Here is a 17,240-nt window from a genome sequence, read left to right as displayed (position 1 = left end):
CTAAATTCTTTAAAACATAACAACTTTATTGAGATTATGAATATTAAAAAAAATGTATTAGCATTTTGCATTACTGTTTGTTCACTCCAACCTTCTTTAATACAAGCTCAGTATAACTGGAAATATAAAATAGAAAACGGGAAGGCAATAACTGAAGTCCCTCAACGTCCTGAAGGACAGGAAAGTGCCCTCAATCTTTCTGCGCCCAAAATGAAAGTTGTACGTGTAGCTTTTGTAGGATTGGGCATGCGTGGTCATGATGCAGTAGAAAGATGGACGCATATACCAGGAATACAGGTTGTTGCTCTCTGCGATTACGAACGTGACAGAGCAGAACGATGCCAGGACTATCTCCGCAAAGCAAGTATGCCCGCAGCAGCAATCTACTCTGGCGAAGATGGTTATAAAGACCTTTGTAAACGTAAGGATATTGACCTTGTCTATATAGCTCCTGATTGGAAACATCATTTTCTTGTTGCACATGAGGCAATGATCAATGGCAAGCATGTGGCAATAGAAGTACCAGGTGCTATGAATCTTTCTGAAATATGGCAACTAATTGACCTATCTGAGAAGAAACGTTTACACTGTTTTATGCTTGAGAATTGTTGTTATGACTTCTTTGAACTTAACGCATTAAACATGGCTCAAAAAAATGTCTTTGGGGAGATTCTTTACGTACAAGGCGCATATCGCCACGATCTTACTCAATATTGGAATGAATATTGGAAGAAAGACGCACAAGATAAACTGGGTTGGAGATTAGATTATAATAAGAATTTCCGGGGAGATGTCTATGCTACACATGGCTTAGGGCCTATCGCACAGGTTTTAGATATACACCGTGGTGATAAAATGAAGACACTCGTTGCAATGGATACAAAATCAGTTAATGGGAAGATGCATGTGAAACAAATGACAGGAGAAGAATGCAAGGAGTTCCGCAATGGTGATCAAACAACAACACTTATTAGCACCGAGAATGGGAAGATTATCGAAATACATCATAATGTTATGACTCCTCAACCATATAATCGTATGTATCAACTAACTGGAACAAAGGGCTTTGCAAATAAATATCCATTTGAAGGTTTTGCATTGTCTTCTGATGAGATGAAGAAATCAGGTGTCATGCCCTCGTCTGATGATATTTCAGGACATTCTTATCTTTCAAAAGCTGATGCAGATGCCTTAATAAAGAAATATGAGAGCCCAATTGTTACAAAATATGAGAAACAAGCTAAAGAAGTAGGAGGCCATGGCGGTATGGACTTCATTATGGATTCAAGACTTGTTTACTGTCTCCAGAATGGATTACCACTTGACATTGATGTATACGACCTTGCTGAATGGTGTTGTTTGGCAGAGTTGGGGGCAATATCAATGGATAATGGTAATATTCCTGTAGAAGTTCCAGACTTCACTCGTGGACAATGGACCAAAACCAAAGGCTATCATCATGCATATGCTAATGCTGTAGACGAAGAAAAAGCCGCAGCCGATGCCATGGCATTTACTATCAAACTAAAAGAGAAAGGTAAGAAATATTGGGAAGAACTAGATAAATCAAAAAAGAAAAAATAGATCATCTGAACAGGAATATTAAATGCCGTAACTTAATAAAAGAAAGTTACGGCATTTAATATTGTATACTACATAAATAAAGGTCGTTTCAAAGCAGACCAATTCTATCTCTTCAGAGCAAGATTATAATTATAATACTCTGTCTTACCAGTTATGTCTTCAAGAACTTCTAAGAATGGCGGAAAATTTACATCTTCATGATCCACAATACCTTTTGTCTCTAAAATCTGAAGATTGGATATAGGTTCTAAATATGTATCCAGTTCAAAAAACTGACCACGCCATATAAATGTCTTCCGAATCTTATGTATTGAATAACGATAAGGATCAGCTTGTCTCATAAGGGATTCGTAGAGATTATTATCTATCTGACGTTCAGTCTCAACTTGCTCATTAGTTGGCAAAGTTTTCTTTGTGGTGCGAACATTAACAGAGACCCCATTAAGTGTGCGCCTGCGGAGTCGCACCTCACTACGTGGCTCAGAAGTAAGGTATGTTTGCTTGATATCACTTTCTATGGCTCCAGGTATATCCCCTATAAGACGAACTATATATTTCCTCTCTTCAATAACCTGCTGGGGAATCTCTAATACATTTGATATCTCTTGTAAGACACGATTGATCTTTGTATCAAAGTTTTCATGATTATTGATAACGCGTAAGCGTGGATGCTCTGACCAAGCAGAAATAACTTTTTTATCCAACTCTCGTGCAAGCTCAAGTCCTTCAGTACGTTCTGCATTAGTAGCTGTAGTATAGAATTGTTCAGCACCATCAGCTGCACTAACAAGGTGAAGCACGGCGTCATAACGTGCACGTAACCGTTCAGAATCTGTTGATAATGCCGAGGTAATATCCTGCCACATAGCAGGTTTCATGTATGCAGAGATATCCATTGTTCCACGATCACAAACAATAATCGTAGGCTCTTCTATCGTCTCTGCTATTCGTGTGAATTTTTCCTCTAATGCAATTTGCATTTCTAAAGTGGCTTTTTCACCTTCATAAAAAAATGCATAATTATCTGTAAGATAATCCATTCCTGCCTGACTGAACAATGTTGGAACTTCAGGAATGATAAACACTTTATAGCCAAGACTGGAGAAATGCTCAATTATCTTGACAAGTGCTGTCGTTTTGCCGGCACAAGGGCCGCCAGTAAGTACTATACGTTTCATAAAAGAACTAAAAATCCCCTCCACTCGAGAGTGAAAGGGATAATTATCTAACATACTGCTTTACAGTGCAAAATGTCTATATTACTCAGCTGCTGGAGCCTCTTCTTCTGATACAGAAGCTTCTACAGGCTGCTCTACAGATGTCTCCTCAACAGCAGGAGCTGGCTGATTCTCTGCTACTACAGTAACAGGGATTTTAACCTCAACCTCCTTGTGGAAGTGAACTGTTGCTTCAGAAGAACCAACTTTCTTCATATCGTGCATTGTGACAATCTTACGATCAATCTCAATACCACGCTTTGCAAGCTCTTCAACTACTGTAGCAGCATTAACAGAACCGTAAGTAACTCCAGTTGCAGATACCTTTGTTTCAATAACAAGTTCTACGCCATCCAACTGTGCTGCTTTCTTCTCTGCCTCTGCTTTAAGTGCTGCAAGCTTAGTAGCTTGCTGTTTCAAGTTTTCAGCCAACTGCTTCTTAGCAGAAGGAGAAGCAATAACACCTTTACCTGTTGGGATAAGGTAGTTACGGCCATAGCCGTTCTTTACATTAACGATATCGTTCTTGTATCCAAGGCCGATAATATCTTCTTTCAATATAATCTCCATCTATTGACCTCCTTTTTACTTCATCAAATCGGTTACGTATGGAAGGAGCGCAATCTGGCGAGCACGCTTAACAGCCTGTGCCACACGACGCTGATACTTCAAAGAAGTACCTGTAATACGACGAGGAAGAATCTTTCCCTGTTCATTGAGGAACTTCTTCAAGAACTCGCCATCCTTATAATCGATGTACTTAATACCGCTCTTCTTGAAACGGCAATACTTCTTCTTCTTTGTATCAATAGAAGGAGCTGTCAAATAACGGATTTCTGATTTCTGCTCTGCCATGATTTAAGCCTCCTTTTTAGCTGCCCATTTAGCACGACGCTTCTCAGCATAAGCTGCAGAATACTTGTCCTGCTTAACGGTGATGTAACGAATAACCTTCTCGTCACGACGGAAGCCGGTCTCGAGAGTGTTGATAACTGATGGTTCTGCGTTGAACTCCAACAAAGCATAGAAGCCTGATGACTTCTTCTGGATGTTGTAAGCCAACTTCTTCAGACCCCAGGCCTCCTCGTTCAAGATCTCAGCGCCATTATCGGTGAGCAGTTTCTTGAATTTAGCGACCGTTTCCTTCATCTGTTCGTCAGACAAAACGGGAGTCAAAATGAAAACGGTTTCGTATTGATTCATACTACTTAAAATATAAATTTGTGAATTAAATTACATCTGCTTACGCAAAATGCGGTGCAAAAGTACTCATTTTTATATAAATGACCAAATATTTTTAGTACTTTTGCGTCTGTAAACAGCATATTTACTATTATATATGAAAAGATATATTAAACATTTAGGAATTGCAGTGGTAATTATTGGTCTTCTGCTATTTGTTGTCCATGTCGTCCTACATATTCATGGGAATGTAGTTCTCTTCAGTGGACTTCTATTAGTTTTGGGTGGTATTATCTTATTTGTAAAGGGTGAGAGCGCAGCTTCTATCCATTCATTTAACGAAAAAAAGGATAAAAAATAGCTATCTTCGCTACGATTATTAGAGAATTAAATCACAGACTTTCCATATCACAAAAAGTCTAGATTGTTAGTCAAACATTAGAGGTTATAATCTTACGTATGATAGAATGGGATAGAAATCTAAAGAGTAAAAACTTGTTTATATACCTTATACCAGAGTGATTTTTATTTCGTTTTACTTTCACTTTTAACATTTCGAGTCAACACCCTACAAATCATTTAATTACACATCTGAAATAAGTGATAGAAATGACAGGAAAATGTGTTTTAGGAAATTGTATATTGATTATAATCTATTCATCTAAACAGTAATCACAACTACAAAACCTTATCCCATAATCCTATTTTTAGGATCTTTATTGGACCTCTCTTTTTGTTCTAAATCCAACTTCATTTACCTTATTTACAAAGTTTGTTGCAAATAAAGGAGTTCATAAAATCTTGATGTACGAAAGATAAATAGTAAAAAACTACCACATCCCCAAATTATTTTCATAGAAGGAAATAATTATTTATGCGAGAGGAATATTTCTCTTCGTGAAAATTAAAAAGTCCTCTCACATAAATAATTCTGAGTCATTCATAGATTTGACTCCATTAATCCTTCTTCGTCACCGCCTTAAAACTCATATCAAGTCCTTTAACACTATGTGTCAATGCACCAAAGGAGATGAAGTCGACCCCTGCCTGTGCGTATGGAATCATCGTATCGAAGGTGATTCCCCCACTTGACTCCGTCTCACAACGACCTCCAACTATCTCAACAGCCTTGCGAGTGTCTTCTGGTGTAAAGTTATCAAACATGATTCGGTCGCACCCTTCACGTAAGGCTTCCTCCAACTCATCGAAATTTCTGACCTCACACTCTATCTTGAGACCGTTCTTTCCATGTTCCTTACAATACTGCTTTGCCTTAGAGATAGCATTATGTATCCCTCCACAAAAGTCAACATGATTATCTTTTAAGAGAATCATATCAAATAATCCAATGCGATGATTCAGTCCACCCCCTATCTTAACTGCCTCTTTCTCCAACATTCTCATCCCTGGTGTTGTCTTACGAGTATCGAGGACGCGCGTCTTCGTGCCAGCATCTATCAACGCTTGTTGGTACTTATGCGTCATCGTGGCTATACCACTCATACGCTGTAGGATATTGAGCATGAGCCGTTCTGTCTGTAATAGACTTTGTATCCTACCTTTTACTATCATCACAATATCCCCTGGCTTCACCCACGCACCATCTTCTATAAACACCTCAACTTGAAGTTTAGGGTCGAAGCGATAGAATACTCGTTTGGCTATCTCAACACCAGCTAAGACCCCTTCTTCCTTTATTAGCAACTTGCTTTCGCCTACTGCATCTGCAGGAATACAACAAAGTGTTGTGTGATCACCATCTCCAATATCCTCACTAAAAGCGAGTTCGATAAGTTTATCGTTAAGTTCTTCTACTGACAACATAAATATATGATTAAATTATAAACCTAAATTCTTTGATATTTCCAACATCCTGTGAATAGACTTCACGGCTTTCTTACCCATCTCTGGCTCAACTTCGATAGCAGGCCACTCGTATTTCAGACAGTTATACAATTTGTTCAACGTGACAAGTTTCATATACTCACATTCGTTACAAGTGTTATCACTATCTTCCGCAGGAGCAGGAATGAATGTCTTATTCGGTGCCAATCGTTGCATCTCAACAAGAATACCACTCTCTGTCACCACGATGAACTCTTGAGCACTATCAGTAACACTATACTTCAACAAGGCTGCTGTACTCCCCACCTTGTCAGCCAGGCTGATTATAGCTGGTGGACATTCTGGATGAACGAGTACCTTAGCAGCTGGATACTTGCTTTTTAGCTGTTGAATTTTCACTGCAGAGAACTTCTCATGAACCTGGCAAGCTCCATCCCAGAGCAACATCTTACGACCGGTCTGCTCGCTGATATAATGTCCTAAGTTCTTATCTGGACCAAAGATAATCGGTGCTTCTTTCGGCAAAGACTCCACAATCTGTTTGGCATTACTGCTTGTTACTACAATATCTGTCAAAGCCTTCGTTGCTGCCGTCGTGTTTACATAACTGATAACCGTGTGATGAGGATGTGCCTTAACAAACTTCTCAAACTCATCGGCTGGACAACTCTCTGCTAAAGAGCAAGAAGCATTAAGATCAGGAACAAGTATTGTCTTCTCAGGACATAATATCTTATTCGTCTCACCCATAAAATGCACACCACACATCACAATAATGTCGGCATTTGTTGATGCAGCCTTCTGTGCCAAGGCCAAACTATCTCCGACGAAGTCAGCCAACTCCTGGATAACTCCTTCTGTGTAATAATGTGCCATGATAAGTGCGTTCTTCTCCTTGCACAACCTACGTATTTCAGCCTTAACATCTACCCCTTCTGGGATAGCCTCGTCGATAAAGCCTTGCTCCAACCATTTTTCTTTTATCATCTGATTCTTAGTTATATGTTGAATAATCTATGGTAACAGTGTTTCTCTTTATTATCTATCTATTTTTTCTTCGGTCTTCTTGTCATAAGCATGCTTCGGATAATCTACAGTATAATGTAGCCCACGACTCTCTTTCCGCTCTATCGCTTGCCGTGTTATCAGATAACCAACATTTATCATATTACGGAGTTCGCATATATCCTTCGTTGCTTTAACACGCTTAAAGAGGTTCTCGGTCTCTTCATAGAGTAAGTCGAGCCTGTCCCACGCACGTTTCAAGCGTAAGTCACTACGAACAATACCAACATAATTACTCATGATTTCGCCTACTTCTCGAATACTTTGTGTTATCAAGACATGCTCTTCATTGGTCATTGTGCCTTCGTCATTCCACTCAGGGACATCCGTATTGAAATCATAGTTATCAATCTTCTGTAGAGAATGGGCTGCTGCAGACTTAGCGTAAACGGCTGCTTCTATCAGAGAGTTACTGGCAAGGCGATTCCCTCCATGCAGTCCTGTGCACGAACATTCGCCCACAGCATAAAGTCGATGGATGGAACTCTCCCCATTCAAATCTACCTTTATACCACCACACATATAATGGGCACTGGGGCAGACTGGTATATAGTCTTTCGTAATATCTATCCCAACGCTCATACACTTCTCATAGATATGCGGGAAATGGCGCTTTGTCACTTCAGCATCCTTGTGTGTCAAGTCAAGACAAACATGGTTGAGTCCGTGTATCTTCATCTCATGGTCGATAGCTCTTGCCACAATATCACGTGGGGCAAGAGAAAGTCGTTCATCATACTTCTGCATGAACTCCTGACCATCTGGTAGTCGCAACACTCCTCCATAACCCCTCATAGCCTCAGTAATTAGGAATGCCGGATGGGTCTCGGAAGGGTTATAAAGAACCGTAGGATGGAACTGTACAAACTCCATATCCTTCACCGTACCCTTTGCACGATAAACCATTGCTATGCCATCTCCTGTAGCTATCACCGGATTTGACGTCATTGCATATACAGCCCCAACGCCTCCTGTAGCCATGAGCGTCACCTTACTCAAGAATGTATCAACTTTCTGAGTATCAGGATTGAGAACATATGCACCATAACACTCTATATCAGGCGTTCTTCGAGTCACCTTTTTCCCTAAGTGATGTTGTGTGATAATCTCTACAGCATAGTGATTCTCAAATACTGTAATATTTGAGTTAGCCCGCACAGCATCCATCAAGCCACGTTGTATCTCAAATCCAGTATCATCAGCATGATGAAGTATGCGGAAGTCACTATGTCCACCTTCACGATGTAGATCGTATGTTCCGTCTTGGTGTTTATCAAAATTAACCCCCCAGTCAACAAGCGTTTGAATTGCTGAAGGGGCATTACACACAACTTGTCTCACAGCTAAAGGGTCGGAGATATTATCCCCTGCCACCATAGTATCATTGATATGCTTTTCATAATTGTCAACGGTAAGATTGGTAACAGATGCTATTCCTCCTTGTGCTTTTGCTGTATTAGTTTCATTCAAAGAGGTTTTACATATTAATGCAACTCTACCCTTTTCACGATTTGCAACACTTAAAGCATAAGTCAATCCTGCGATACCACCACCGATAATCAGGAAATCGAATTTGTATATCATTTGTTTGTTCAGTCTGATCTCAAAATATTAGTCGGTACAAAAGTAATAAGAATTACCAAAACACGGATAAGAAAAGAGTAAATATATTTAAACGTAACCAATAAAAGTTATTCAAACGTATTAAATATTAGTATCTTTCTATATGGTTTGATAGAAATAACGTCCATCTTTGGCCATTTCATATCATGGTGTTGATGCCCAGCACTTATTGTGCTGATGGTGAACACTAACAGTGTTCGTGGTAAACACCAATAGTGCGGAGTACTAAACACATAACAAGATTGACTCCAATCTGTAATATTTTCACGAAATTTCCAAATGTGGTTTAGGTGCGATCTTTATCATCTCACTTCTTGATTAAACAAGAAAAACGCTATCCAATCCCCTCAACGGGAATAGAATAGCGTTTGACATATAGGTCCTGCATGCGGCATGCATTACAGTATAAGGTTCTTACTGCTCGTCTGGAACAATGAGCTTATATCCTTTACCATGAATATTAATAATCTCTATTTGAGAATCTGGCTTCAGATGCTTACGCAACTTAGTAATGTAAACGTCCATTGAACGTGCATTGAAATAGTTATCATCAATCCAAATAGTCTTCAATGCATAATCGCGCTGAAGGATCTCGTTAGAATGAGCACATAACAAAGCCAACAGTTCATTCTCCTTTGTTGTTAACTTAGTTGCTTTTGAAGGATCATTGTCCAACGTCAGCAGCTGCTTCTGAGTATCAAAGGTAAAACGACCAATATTGTACATTGTTGATTCCTTTGTCTTTTTACCCCTTACACGGCGAAGAATTGCCTCAATACGGAACACGAGTTCTTCCATTGAGAACGGTTTTGTAATATAATCATCTGCTCCAATCTTGAATCCTTCCAAGATATCTTCTTTCAACTGCTTTGCTGTAAGAAAGATAATTGGAATCTCAGCATTAGCCTGACGGATTTCTTGCGCAAGTGTGAAACCATCCTTTTTAGGCATCATCACGTCAAGAACACAAATATCGTACTTATTCTTCAAAAAGAATTTATAACCTACTTCACCATCAGGGCAAAGATCAGCTTGATAACCTTTAGCTTGCAAATACTCACTCAACAATGTTCCGAGATTCTCATCATCTTCACACAAAAGAATTTTTAGCTTATCGTCCATATCAATAATAATTTAATTTGTTAATTCTAATTTATTTAATCTACTATATCCTCATCATGAATAACAGGGAGTTTAATAATGAACTTAGTTCCCTTGCCATATTCACTCAGTACTTTTATCTCTCCATCATGAAGGTCTACCATACGTTTTACATAGGCTAATCCAAGTCCAAATCCTTTCACATCATGTCGATTACCTGTATGCACACGATAGAACTTTTCAAAGATCTTCTTAAGATTTTCTTTCTTAATACCCATACCCGTATCACGGATTGACAGATAAAGATGCTCATTCGTATTCCATGTTTTCAGATAGACATCCAATGGTTGCTCTGGCTTTGCATACTTGACGGCATTATCAAGAAGATTGAAAATCACATTTTGAAAATGCATTTCATCAACAAACATAGTAGAATCGACTGCTTCTATATCTGTATAAACCTTTCCACCAGTATGTTCTACGCGAAGTGTAAAGGAATTCGCTATGGTCTCAACCATTTCATTTAAGTCTGTATATTTCTTCTTTAAAACAGCTTTTTTTCGATCATACATGCTCATTTGAAGCACTTTCTCAACAAGAAATCTCAGACGTTTTGACTCATCATTGATAACCCCTCCTAAGTGTTCCAGCATCTTTGGTGTTTTCGTCAGACTCTTATCATTCATCATTTGAGCTGCCAAAGAGATACTTGCAATCGGAGTTTTCAACTCATGGGTCATATTATTAATAAAGTCATTCTTTATCTCACTATAACGTTTCTGTCGGAAGATAATTACAATTGTAAAAATGAATGTGAACAGAAGGACAAAAGTAAAGATGATAGATGGGATCATAAAGCGTACACTCGAGAAGATGTAATTATTCATTTCTGGGAAATGTACCTTAACAACCCCCATTCGATTTACAGGGTCATTGCGGAAAAGAACCTGGGAATAGGTATTTTCTTCACCGTCACTCACATAATCTGGACAACGGTAAACTTCTCTCCCATCCTGTGTTGTAACTGTGAAGTGATAAGGAATATTAATACCATTATTCATCATCTCAGCCTTTAAGTCCTGATCCAACAGTTTAAAGTTTATACGTTGACGTAGAGGTTTATCCGAAGCTGAATACAGGATATTATAAACAACTTCCTCCAACATGGCTTTCTGATAAACATAACGATTACGAACAATCTCTTGCATATTACGTTTTGTAGCAGACAAAGAACTACTATCACTCCGTAAAATTGAACCTTTCGGAACCAAAGAAGGCTTCGATTGCTTTAGTTTTGCTTCAAAAGAGGTGTAGACATCACCCTGATTATCTGTCGACGGAGCCTGATGCGTAGCTGTGACAGAATCTTTTGAACTCATTTGATTCTGCGGCAACTTACGCTCTTTATTATTAACATCATCCTCTAAATAACGAAGAGTCTCATTCAACTCCATATTACGAGAAGCTTGATAAAGAGCACGATTGACAGATTCATCAAACTGTTCTTTCTTCATCTCAGCCATTTCTTCGATATAGTTGAGCTGGAGCAAAAGTAGTCCAAGGAATGAAAACCCCATTATGACAGCTATGATCCAAATTGTACTCTTCTTCATTATCCGTTACTTCTTATGTGTAAAAACCTCATAAGGTTACTACCAATCGTCTTTTATTATTTGTACTTGCAAAGATAAGCAATTCTTAATAGATTAACATATAGAAGTTAATTAAACTAGTTAAATTCCCTTTTATTAACAAATATAACAACTTTAACTGTATAAATATCAATTATAATGTAATTCAAACATTGACTTTATAAATATAATATGGCGTTTAACAATCCAAGATATACTTAATTATTAATGTGTTTAGTCATAACATTATTCATGCTTAACATCAACTTTATTGGTGCTTAGTAACAACTCTAACATAAAAAAATAAGAGTCTATTCTTTCTCTAGTTATTGTAGAGGCTCATGTAAACGTAAGAAAAAGGATGGTCCATCTATCTTATGATATGATTGGACCATCCTTTATAATTTACTTAGTTTAAAATATAAATTTTATTCATCTTCGTCTTTAACTTCTGCCTCATGCTCGTCAATCAGTTTCTGCTGGACGTCATTCGGGACAAGCTCGTAACTTGCAAACTTAGTAGTGAAACTTGCACGACCACCAGTGAGAGAACTCAATGAAATACTATAGTTAGCAAGCTCCTTCAAAGGAATCTTTGCCTGCAATTTCTGATAACCAGCCTCAGAGTCCATTCCCATAATCATGGCACGACGCCCTTGTAAGTCACTCATCACATCACCCATATAATCATCTGGAACAAAAACCTCCAAATCATAGATTGGTTCTAGGATTTTAGGTCCTGCAGTTTTAAAGGCATCAGAAAAAGCATGACGGGCTGCTAATGTAAACGATAATTCATTAGAATCAACAGGATGCATCTTTCCATCATAAACGATTACACGAACGTCACGTGCATAACTTCCAGTCAGAGGACCACGCTCCATACAATCCATAATGCCCTTCAGTATAGCCGGCATGAAGCGTGCATCAATAGCACCACCTACAACGGAATTGATAAAGACGAGCTTTCCACCCCATGGGAGGTCACGTTCTTCACGCCCTTTGATATTCATCTTAAACTCTTGCCCATTAAACTTATAAACTGTTGGATCAGGCATTCCTTCTGCATAGGGTTCTACTATCAAATGTACCTCGCCAAATTGACCAGCACCACCACTTTGTTTCTTATGCCGATATTCTGCTTTAGCTTGTTTAGTAATTGTTTCACGATATGGTATCTTAGGCTCTTTAAAATTCACTTGCAGCTTTTCGTTGTTCTCCAAACGCCATTTAAGTGTACGAAGATGAAATTCGCCCTGCCCATGAACGATTGTCTGCCGAAGCTCCTTACTCTGTTCCACAACCCATGTAGGATCCTCTTGATGCATCTTCAACAGTGCTACCATCAACTTTTCTGTATCTTGTGAGTTCTTTGCTTCGATAGCACGAGAGTATTTAGAATTAGGATATTTGATAAAATCAAATCGTTCATCCGTACCTTTACCATTCAAAGTGTTTCCTGTCTTCACATCTTTCAGTTTGACAGTACAACCTAAATCTCCAGCATTCAATTGATCTACAGGAACTCTATTTGCACCTGCACAAGCATATATCTGTCCTATTCGTTCCTTTGAACCACGATCTGAATTTGTTAAGTCATCACCAGCCTTTACACATCCACTCATTACTTTAAAGTAGCTAACTTCCCCAATATGTGGTTCTAACCCAGTTTTGAAGAAGTACAAAGACTCTGGTCCATCACTATTAGGGGCTACTTCTTCACCACGTGTATTATGAATATTAGGCATTTCATCTACAAATGGAACGACATTGCCTAAGAATTCCATCAAACGATGTACCCCCATACTCTTGCCAGCACATACACAGAAGACTGGGTATATTGAGCGTGTGATGAGTCCCTTACGGATTCCCGTACGAAGTTCATCCTCTGAAAGAGTTTCTTCTTCAAAGAACTTCTCCATCAATCCCTCATCATTCTCAGCTGCAGCTTCAACAAGAATTTTGTGAAGCTCCATAGCCTTATCCATTTGATCTGCAGGTATATCTTCAATTATTGGTTCACCTCCCTCTGGCTTCCAACTATATTTCTTCATCAACAAAACATCTATTAAACTATTAAAGTTCGGTCCTGTTTCTATTGGATATTGGATCTGAACACACTTTGGACCATAAATATCCTGCATTGTTGATATGATATTCTCATAATCACACTTATCAGAATCAAGCTGATTGATTAAAAAAATAACTGGTTTCTTCAGTTTCTCTGTATAACGGAAGTTATTCTGCGTACCCACTTCTGGCCCATATTGACCATTAATAAGGATGACAGCTTCATCTGTAACATTAAGAGCTGTTATTGCACCACCAATGAAATCATCACTACCTGGACAATCAATAATATTCAGCTTCTTGTTATTCCACTCAACATGAAAAACAGTAGGGAACACAGAGTAACCATACTCCTGTTCTACAGGGAAGTAATCGCTAACTGTATTCTTAGCTTCTACTGAACCGCGGCGCTTAATAACACCAGCTTCGAACAACATACTTTCGGCAAGAGTAGTCTTGCCGCTACCCGCACTGCCAACCAAGGCAATGTTCTTAATCTCGTTTGTCTGATATACTCTCATATCTGATAGATTTAAGCTGTTAGTAATAATTTATTCGTCTCAAGAGGACAAGTATTAACTCATCCATTCAGCGGTCTAAGTTAGGCATTTTCAATGAAAGAGCCAAAGTTTCTTACGAAAAAAACAAATTCTTTTAAAACTTATTAGTACATTTGCATTAGTTCTTTTAAGACATACATTAATATATACGCATATACTTAATCATGTTTGGATTATACATTCACATTCCTTTTTGTGCCAGTCGCTGCATTTACTGTGGATTCTACTCCACTACATCTGCAAGAGAGAAGGGTGAAAGGCTTTCTGTTGAAGAACAGTATGTGAATGCTCTTTGCCATGAGATGGAACTCCGTATGGAGAAGGACGATGATATGTTTGGTAGGAAAATGACAGGCTTATCAAGTATCTATTTAGGCGGTGGAACTCCTTCACTGCTTTCCTTCAATAGCTTACAGAAGATATTCCAAACGATAGATAAAGTATACCACATTGGTTTAGAATGGAACAAAGAGGACAACACCTGTTCTACTGCAATACCTATCGAAATCACAATGGAATGTAACCCAGATGACGTGACAGAAGAGTTCGCACAGAACTTGCATTCTCTTCCTATCAATCGTATCTCTATGGGAGCACAGACCTTCTCGGACGAACGTTTACACTTTTTACACCGTAGACATACAGCTGACGAGGTGAAGAATGCTGTCAAACGTCTAAGAGGTATAGGAATCAAGAACATATCAGTAGACCTTATGTTTGGTTTTCCCAACGAGACACTTGAAGAATGGAACGATGACATTGAACGACTACTTGCTTTAGATATTGAACACATTTCTGCATACAGTCTTATGTATGAGAAAGGAACCCCCCTCTTCCGACTCCTCCAGGAAGGAAAGGTCAAAGAGATAGACGAAGAACTCTATCGACAGATGTACGATACACTCATCGACCGCTTAGCCAAAGCAGGATATGAACAATATGAGATTAGTAACTTTGCTAAACTAGACGTTCAAAGTCCCAAGTTCAATATTCAAACCTCAAAGTCCAAAATTCAAAGTCTTTATCGTTCCCAACACAACAGTTCGTATTGGCAAAATATCCCTTATATAGGCATCGGTGCTGCTGCTCATTCATATGGTAATGGTAAAAGAAGTTGGAATGTAGCAGATATCAAAGCTTATATCACTGCAATTCAAAAAAATAGACTTCCGTCTGAAGAAGAAATAATTGATGCAGACACACACTATAATGATATCATTATGACAGCTCTGCGCACATGTGAAGGAATAGACCTTTCAATACTCCCTGCCGAATACCGAACCTATCTTATACGCCTTGCAAAACCTTTTCAACAACAAGGTCTATTAAAAGAGGACAACGGCAAACTCCACCTCACTCGCAATGGTATCTATGTCAGCGATTCTATTATGAGTGATTTAATGAAAGTATAAGTAGATCGGCACTTAACATTCAACACTTATCCCTCCTATGACAAACGAAGAATTTGAGAAAAAATGGACAGAGAATCGTAAAGAGATTCTTGCCAACAATGAAGAATATCAACGCATCGTACAGAGCTATAAAAGTTCGGGCTGGATTGATTATATCATCTTCATCGCAGGCTTTGTTATCTGCGAGAACTATACAAAGACTATCATAAATAGTGTCGTTTTACAATATCTCCTTGCACTTATAGGCATGATATTGATATGGTTAGGTTATCGCCTTATCAAAGGTCTATTTGACAGCAAGCAAACATTAGAAGAACTTGAAGAAAAGATTAAGCAACAGTATAAGGATTCGGTTGGTAACTAAAGACTCTTTTATAGAAAAAGATAAGGCTAATAGGCTTTAACGCATCTATTTGCCTTATCTTTTTATCGTCAATATAACATGACACTTTTATTCCTTCTCAATAAACTTCTTTTCCTTTGCTGGTGGAAGCAGAAGATTTAAAATAACACCAATAACTGCAGAGAGTCCGATACCACTAATAGAGAAACTACCCCACTGTAGCACGGCACCTCCAATACCCATCGTCAGCGTAATTGATATAATAATGATGTTACGTGTACGATTAAAGTCTACCTTATGTTGAATAAGGTTCTGAATACCAACAGAAGCAATTGTTCCAAAGAGTAACAGCATAATACCTCCTAACACTGCAGAAGGAATACTCTGTAACAAAGCACTCAACTTCCCTATCACCGAAAATACAATAGCTGTTGCAGCAGCAATACGAATTACCTGAGGATGAGTTACCTTTGTAATACTCATTGCTCCTGTTACCTCACTATAGGTTGTTACTGGGGGACCACCAAAAAAAGAGGCAGCAAGACAAGCTAAACCATCACCTAACATTGTGCGATGTAAACCAGGAGATGCTGTAAAATCCTTACCAGCAACAGCACTTACTACGTAAATATCACCCACATGCTCTATCACAGGTGCAATAGCTACAGGAATCATATAAAGGAATGGTTCCCATGCGAATTGCGGCAGATGAAAATCAGATAAAGCTGGAGGCAGAGCTAACCATGGTGCTGCTACAACATGTGAGAAATCAACGACTCCCATACAAACTGCTAATATGTAACCAGAAACTATACCACAAATAACAGGTACAAGTTTCATCAAACCACGCCCCATAGATAACACACAAACTGCCACAGCCAATGATACAAAAGCCAATAGCCAATTAGTTTTTGCCATATCAACTGCTGATGTCGATAATGATAAGCCAATTAAAATGATAACAGGTCCAATAACAACAGGTGGAAACAATCTATCTAGCAGTTTCTTTCCCTGCCATTTAATTAAGGCTGACATAACAAAATAAACCAGAGATACACCCGCTATGCCTGCCAGTGTCCCAGGCATACCCCATTGCTTCGACGCCGCAATGATTGGTGCTATAAAGGCAAAGGAAGAACCTAAAAAAATCGGGACCTTACCCTTCGTAACTAAATGAAAGATAAATGTCCCTAAACCTGCAGTAAATAGTGCCGTTGCAGGATCAAGCCCTACAAGTAAAGGGACAAGAACAGTAGCACCAAAGGCAACGAAGAGGAATTGGACTCCCACTATCGTCTTCCGAATTGGAGAAAGTTTCAACGTATCCATGTATATATTGTTTAATATTAGTTTACATCAAGATAAACGAAGTATATCGGTTTCTTCCCACAAAAGTATAAAAAAGATTGCACATGTCACAGACATAATGCTTGAAATGTTATTTAAACACATCTGATATTAGCCATCAGTTACCTTCCACTTTGACGGGAGGGTCATTGCTAACATCTTTCAGTCCTCAATTATTGCAGTAAGCAATATAGATTTAACACCAATAAACAAAAAGAGGATGTACCTTTAAAAAGTACATCCTCTAATATTACCTTTAT

Annotated in this window: 14 protein-coding genes; 3 read left to right on the top strand and 11 right to left on the bottom strand. The window is 38.6% G+C overall.

Translation table 11 applies throughout. From position 1 onward, the window contains the following. Positions 1-36 precede the first annotated feature (36 nt). On the top strand, positions 37-1,584 hold the full coding sequence (locus tag ACZ48L_RS01295) for a Gfo/Idh/MocA family protein (protein WP_025790508.1): 1,548 nt from the start codon (positions 37-39) through the stop codon (positions 1,582-1,584). 104 nt (positions 1,585-1,688) lie between these two features. Here the strand turns inward: ACZ48L_RS01295 and ACZ48L_RS01290 are convergent, their stop codons facing one another. The 10 genes from ACZ48L_RS01290 to ACZ48L_RS01245 form a co-directional block, all read right to left on the bottom strand. Next, positions 1,689-2,762, bottom strand: a complete 1,074-nt coding sequence (locus tag ACZ48L_RS01290) for an AAA family ATPase (protein ID WP_025790509.1) — start codon at positions 2,760-2,762, stop codon at positions 1,689-1,691. Between the two features lie 81 nt (positions 2,763-2,843). Then, positions 2,844-3,371 (bottom strand): 50S ribosomal protein L9, encoded by a 528-nt coding sequence (gene rplI, locus ACZ48L_RS01285; RefSeq protein ID WP_025790511.1) that lies wholly within the window; start codon positions 3,369-3,371, stop codon positions 2,844-2,846. Between the two features lie 15 nt (positions 3,372-3,386). After that, entirely contained in the window at positions 3,387-3,656 is a 270-nt protein-coding gene (gene rpsR, locus ACZ48L_RS01280) for a 30S ribosomal protein S18 (protein WP_004353605.1), read from the bottom strand. 3 nt (positions 3,657-3,659) lie between these two features. Then, positions 3,660-4,004: a 30S ribosomal protein S6 gene (gene rpsF / locus ACZ48L_RS01275; RefSeq protein ID WP_008822420.1), complete on the bottom strand. Its 345-nt coding sequence runs from the start codon at positions 4,002-4,004 to the stop codon at positions 3,660-3,662. A 936-nt stretch (positions 4,005-4,940) separates the two neighbouring features. Beyond that, positions 4,941-5,807 (bottom strand): carboxylating nicotinate-nucleotide diphosphorylase, encoded by an 867-nt coding sequence (gene nadC / locus ACZ48L_RS01270; protein ID WP_025790525.1) that lies wholly within the window; start codon positions 5,805-5,807, stop codon positions 4,941-4,943. Positions 5,808-5,822: 15 nt separating this feature from the next. Further along, positions 5,823-6,815 carry a quinolinate synthase NadA gene (gene nadA, locus ACZ48L_RS01265; RefSeq protein ID WP_008822418.1) on the bottom strand — a complete coding sequence of 331 codons (993 nt, stop codon included), beginning with the start codon at positions 6,813-6,815 and terminating at the stop codon, positions 5,823-5,825. Positions 6,816-6,866: 51 nt separating this feature from the next. After that, complete coding sequence (gene nadB, locus ACZ48L_RS01260) at positions 6,867-8,477, bottom strand: L-aspartate oxidase (protein ID WP_025790527.1); 1,611 nt, start codon at positions 8,475-8,477, stop codon at positions 6,867-6,869. Between the two features lie 453 nt (positions 8,478-8,930). After that, positions 8,931-9,638 carry a response regulator transcription factor RprY gene (gene rprY / locus ACZ48L_RS01255; protein ID WP_008822416.1) on the bottom strand — a complete coding sequence of 236 codons (708 nt, stop codon included), beginning with the start codon at positions 9,636-9,638 and terminating at the stop codon, positions 8,931-8,933. Positions 9,639-9,673: 35 nt separating this feature from the next. Further along, positions 9,674-11,230: a sensor histidine kinase gene (locus ACZ48L_RS01250; protein WP_025790529.1), complete on the bottom strand. Its 1,557-nt coding sequence runs from the start codon at positions 11,228-11,230 to the stop codon at positions 9,674-9,676. 446 nt (positions 11,231-11,676) lie between these two features. Then, complete coding sequence (locus ACZ48L_RS01245) at positions 11,677-13,839, bottom strand: elongation factor G (protein WP_464721994.1); 2,163 nt, start codon at positions 13,837-13,839, stop codon at positions 11,677-11,679. Between the two features lie 203 nt (positions 13,840-14,042). Between ACZ48L_RS01245 and hemW the strand changes: the two genes are divergently transcribed. Continuing rightward, positions 14,043-15,290, top strand: a complete 1,248-nt coding sequence (gene hemW, locus ACZ48L_RS01240; RefSeq protein ID WP_025790532.1) for a radical SAM family heme chaperone HemW — start codon at positions 14,043-14,045, stop codon at positions 15,288-15,290. Between the two features lie 37 nt (positions 15,291-15,327). Beyond that, positions 15,328-15,654: a hypothetical protein gene (locus ACZ48L_RS01235; RefSeq protein WP_025790534.1), complete on the top strand. Its 327-nt coding sequence runs from the start codon at positions 15,328-15,330 to the stop codon at positions 15,652-15,654. Positions 15,655-15,741: 87 nt separating this feature from the next. On the opposite strand, the gene ACZ48L_RS01230 is transcribed toward ACZ48L_RS01235, so the two are convergent. After that, positions 15,742-16,962, bottom strand: coding sequence for a uracil-xanthine permease family protein (locus ACZ48L_RS01230; protein ID WP_025790536.1), 1,221 nt, complete (start codon positions 16,960-16,962; stop codon positions 15,742-15,744). Positions 16,963-17,240 lie beyond the last annotated feature (278 nt).

This window comes from Prevotella histicola, from assembly GCF_055385135.1.
Note: the sequence above shows the minus strand (reverse complement) of the source record. Positions and strands in the feature narration are given on the sequence as shown.

Coding starts and splice junctions, on each gene's coding strand:
- ACZ48L_RS01295 (WP_025790508.1), top strand. CDS start 37: ATGAATATTAAAAAAAATGTATTAGCATTTTGCATTACTGTTTGTTCA.
- ACZ48L_RS01290 (WP_025790509.1), bottom strand. CDS start 2,762: ATGAAACGTATAGTACTTACTGGCGGCCCTTGTGCCGGCAAAACGACA.
- rplI (WP_025790511.1), bottom strand. CDS start 3,371: ATGGAGATTATATTGAAAGAAGATATTATCGGCCTTGGATACAAGAAC.
- rpsR (WP_004353605.1), bottom strand. CDS start 3,656: ATGGCAGAGCAGAAATCAGAAATCCGTTATTTGACAGCTCCTTCTATT.
- rpsF (WP_008822420.1), bottom strand. CDS start 4,004: ATGAATCAATACGAAACCGTTTTCATTTTGACTCCCGTTTTGTCTGAC.
- nadC (WP_025790525.1), bottom strand. CDS start 5,807: ATGTTGTCAGTAGAAGAACTTAACGATAAACTTATCGAACTCGCTTTT.
- nadA (WP_008822418.1), bottom strand. CDS start 6,815: ATGATAAAAGAAAAATGGTTGGAGCAAGGCTTTATCGACGAGGCTATC.
- nadB (WP_025790527.1), bottom strand. CDS start 8,477: ATGATATACAAATTCGATTTCCTGATTATCGGTGGTGGTATCGCAGGA.
- rprY (WP_008822416.1), bottom strand. CDS start 9,638: ATGGACGATAAGCTAAAAATTCTTTTGTGTGAAGATGATGAGAATCTC.
- ACZ48L_RS01250 (WP_025790529.1), bottom strand. CDS start 11,230: ATGAAGAAGAGTACAATTTGGATCATAGCTGTCATAATGGGGTTTTCA.
- ACZ48L_RS01245 (WP_464721994.1), bottom strand. CDS start 13,839: ATGAGAGTATATCAGACAAACGAGATTAAGAACATTGCCTTGGTTGGC.
- hemW (WP_025790532.1), top strand. CDS start 14,043: ATGTTTGGATTATACATTCACATTCCTTTTTGTGCCAGTCGCTGCATT.
- ACZ48L_RS01235 (WP_025790534.1), top strand. CDS start 15,328: ATGACAAACGAAGAATTTGAGAAAAAATGGACAGAGAATCGTAAAGAG.
- ACZ48L_RS01230 (WP_025790536.1), bottom strand. CDS start 16,962: ATGGATACGTTGAAACTTTCTCCAATTCGGAAGACGATAGTGGGAGTC.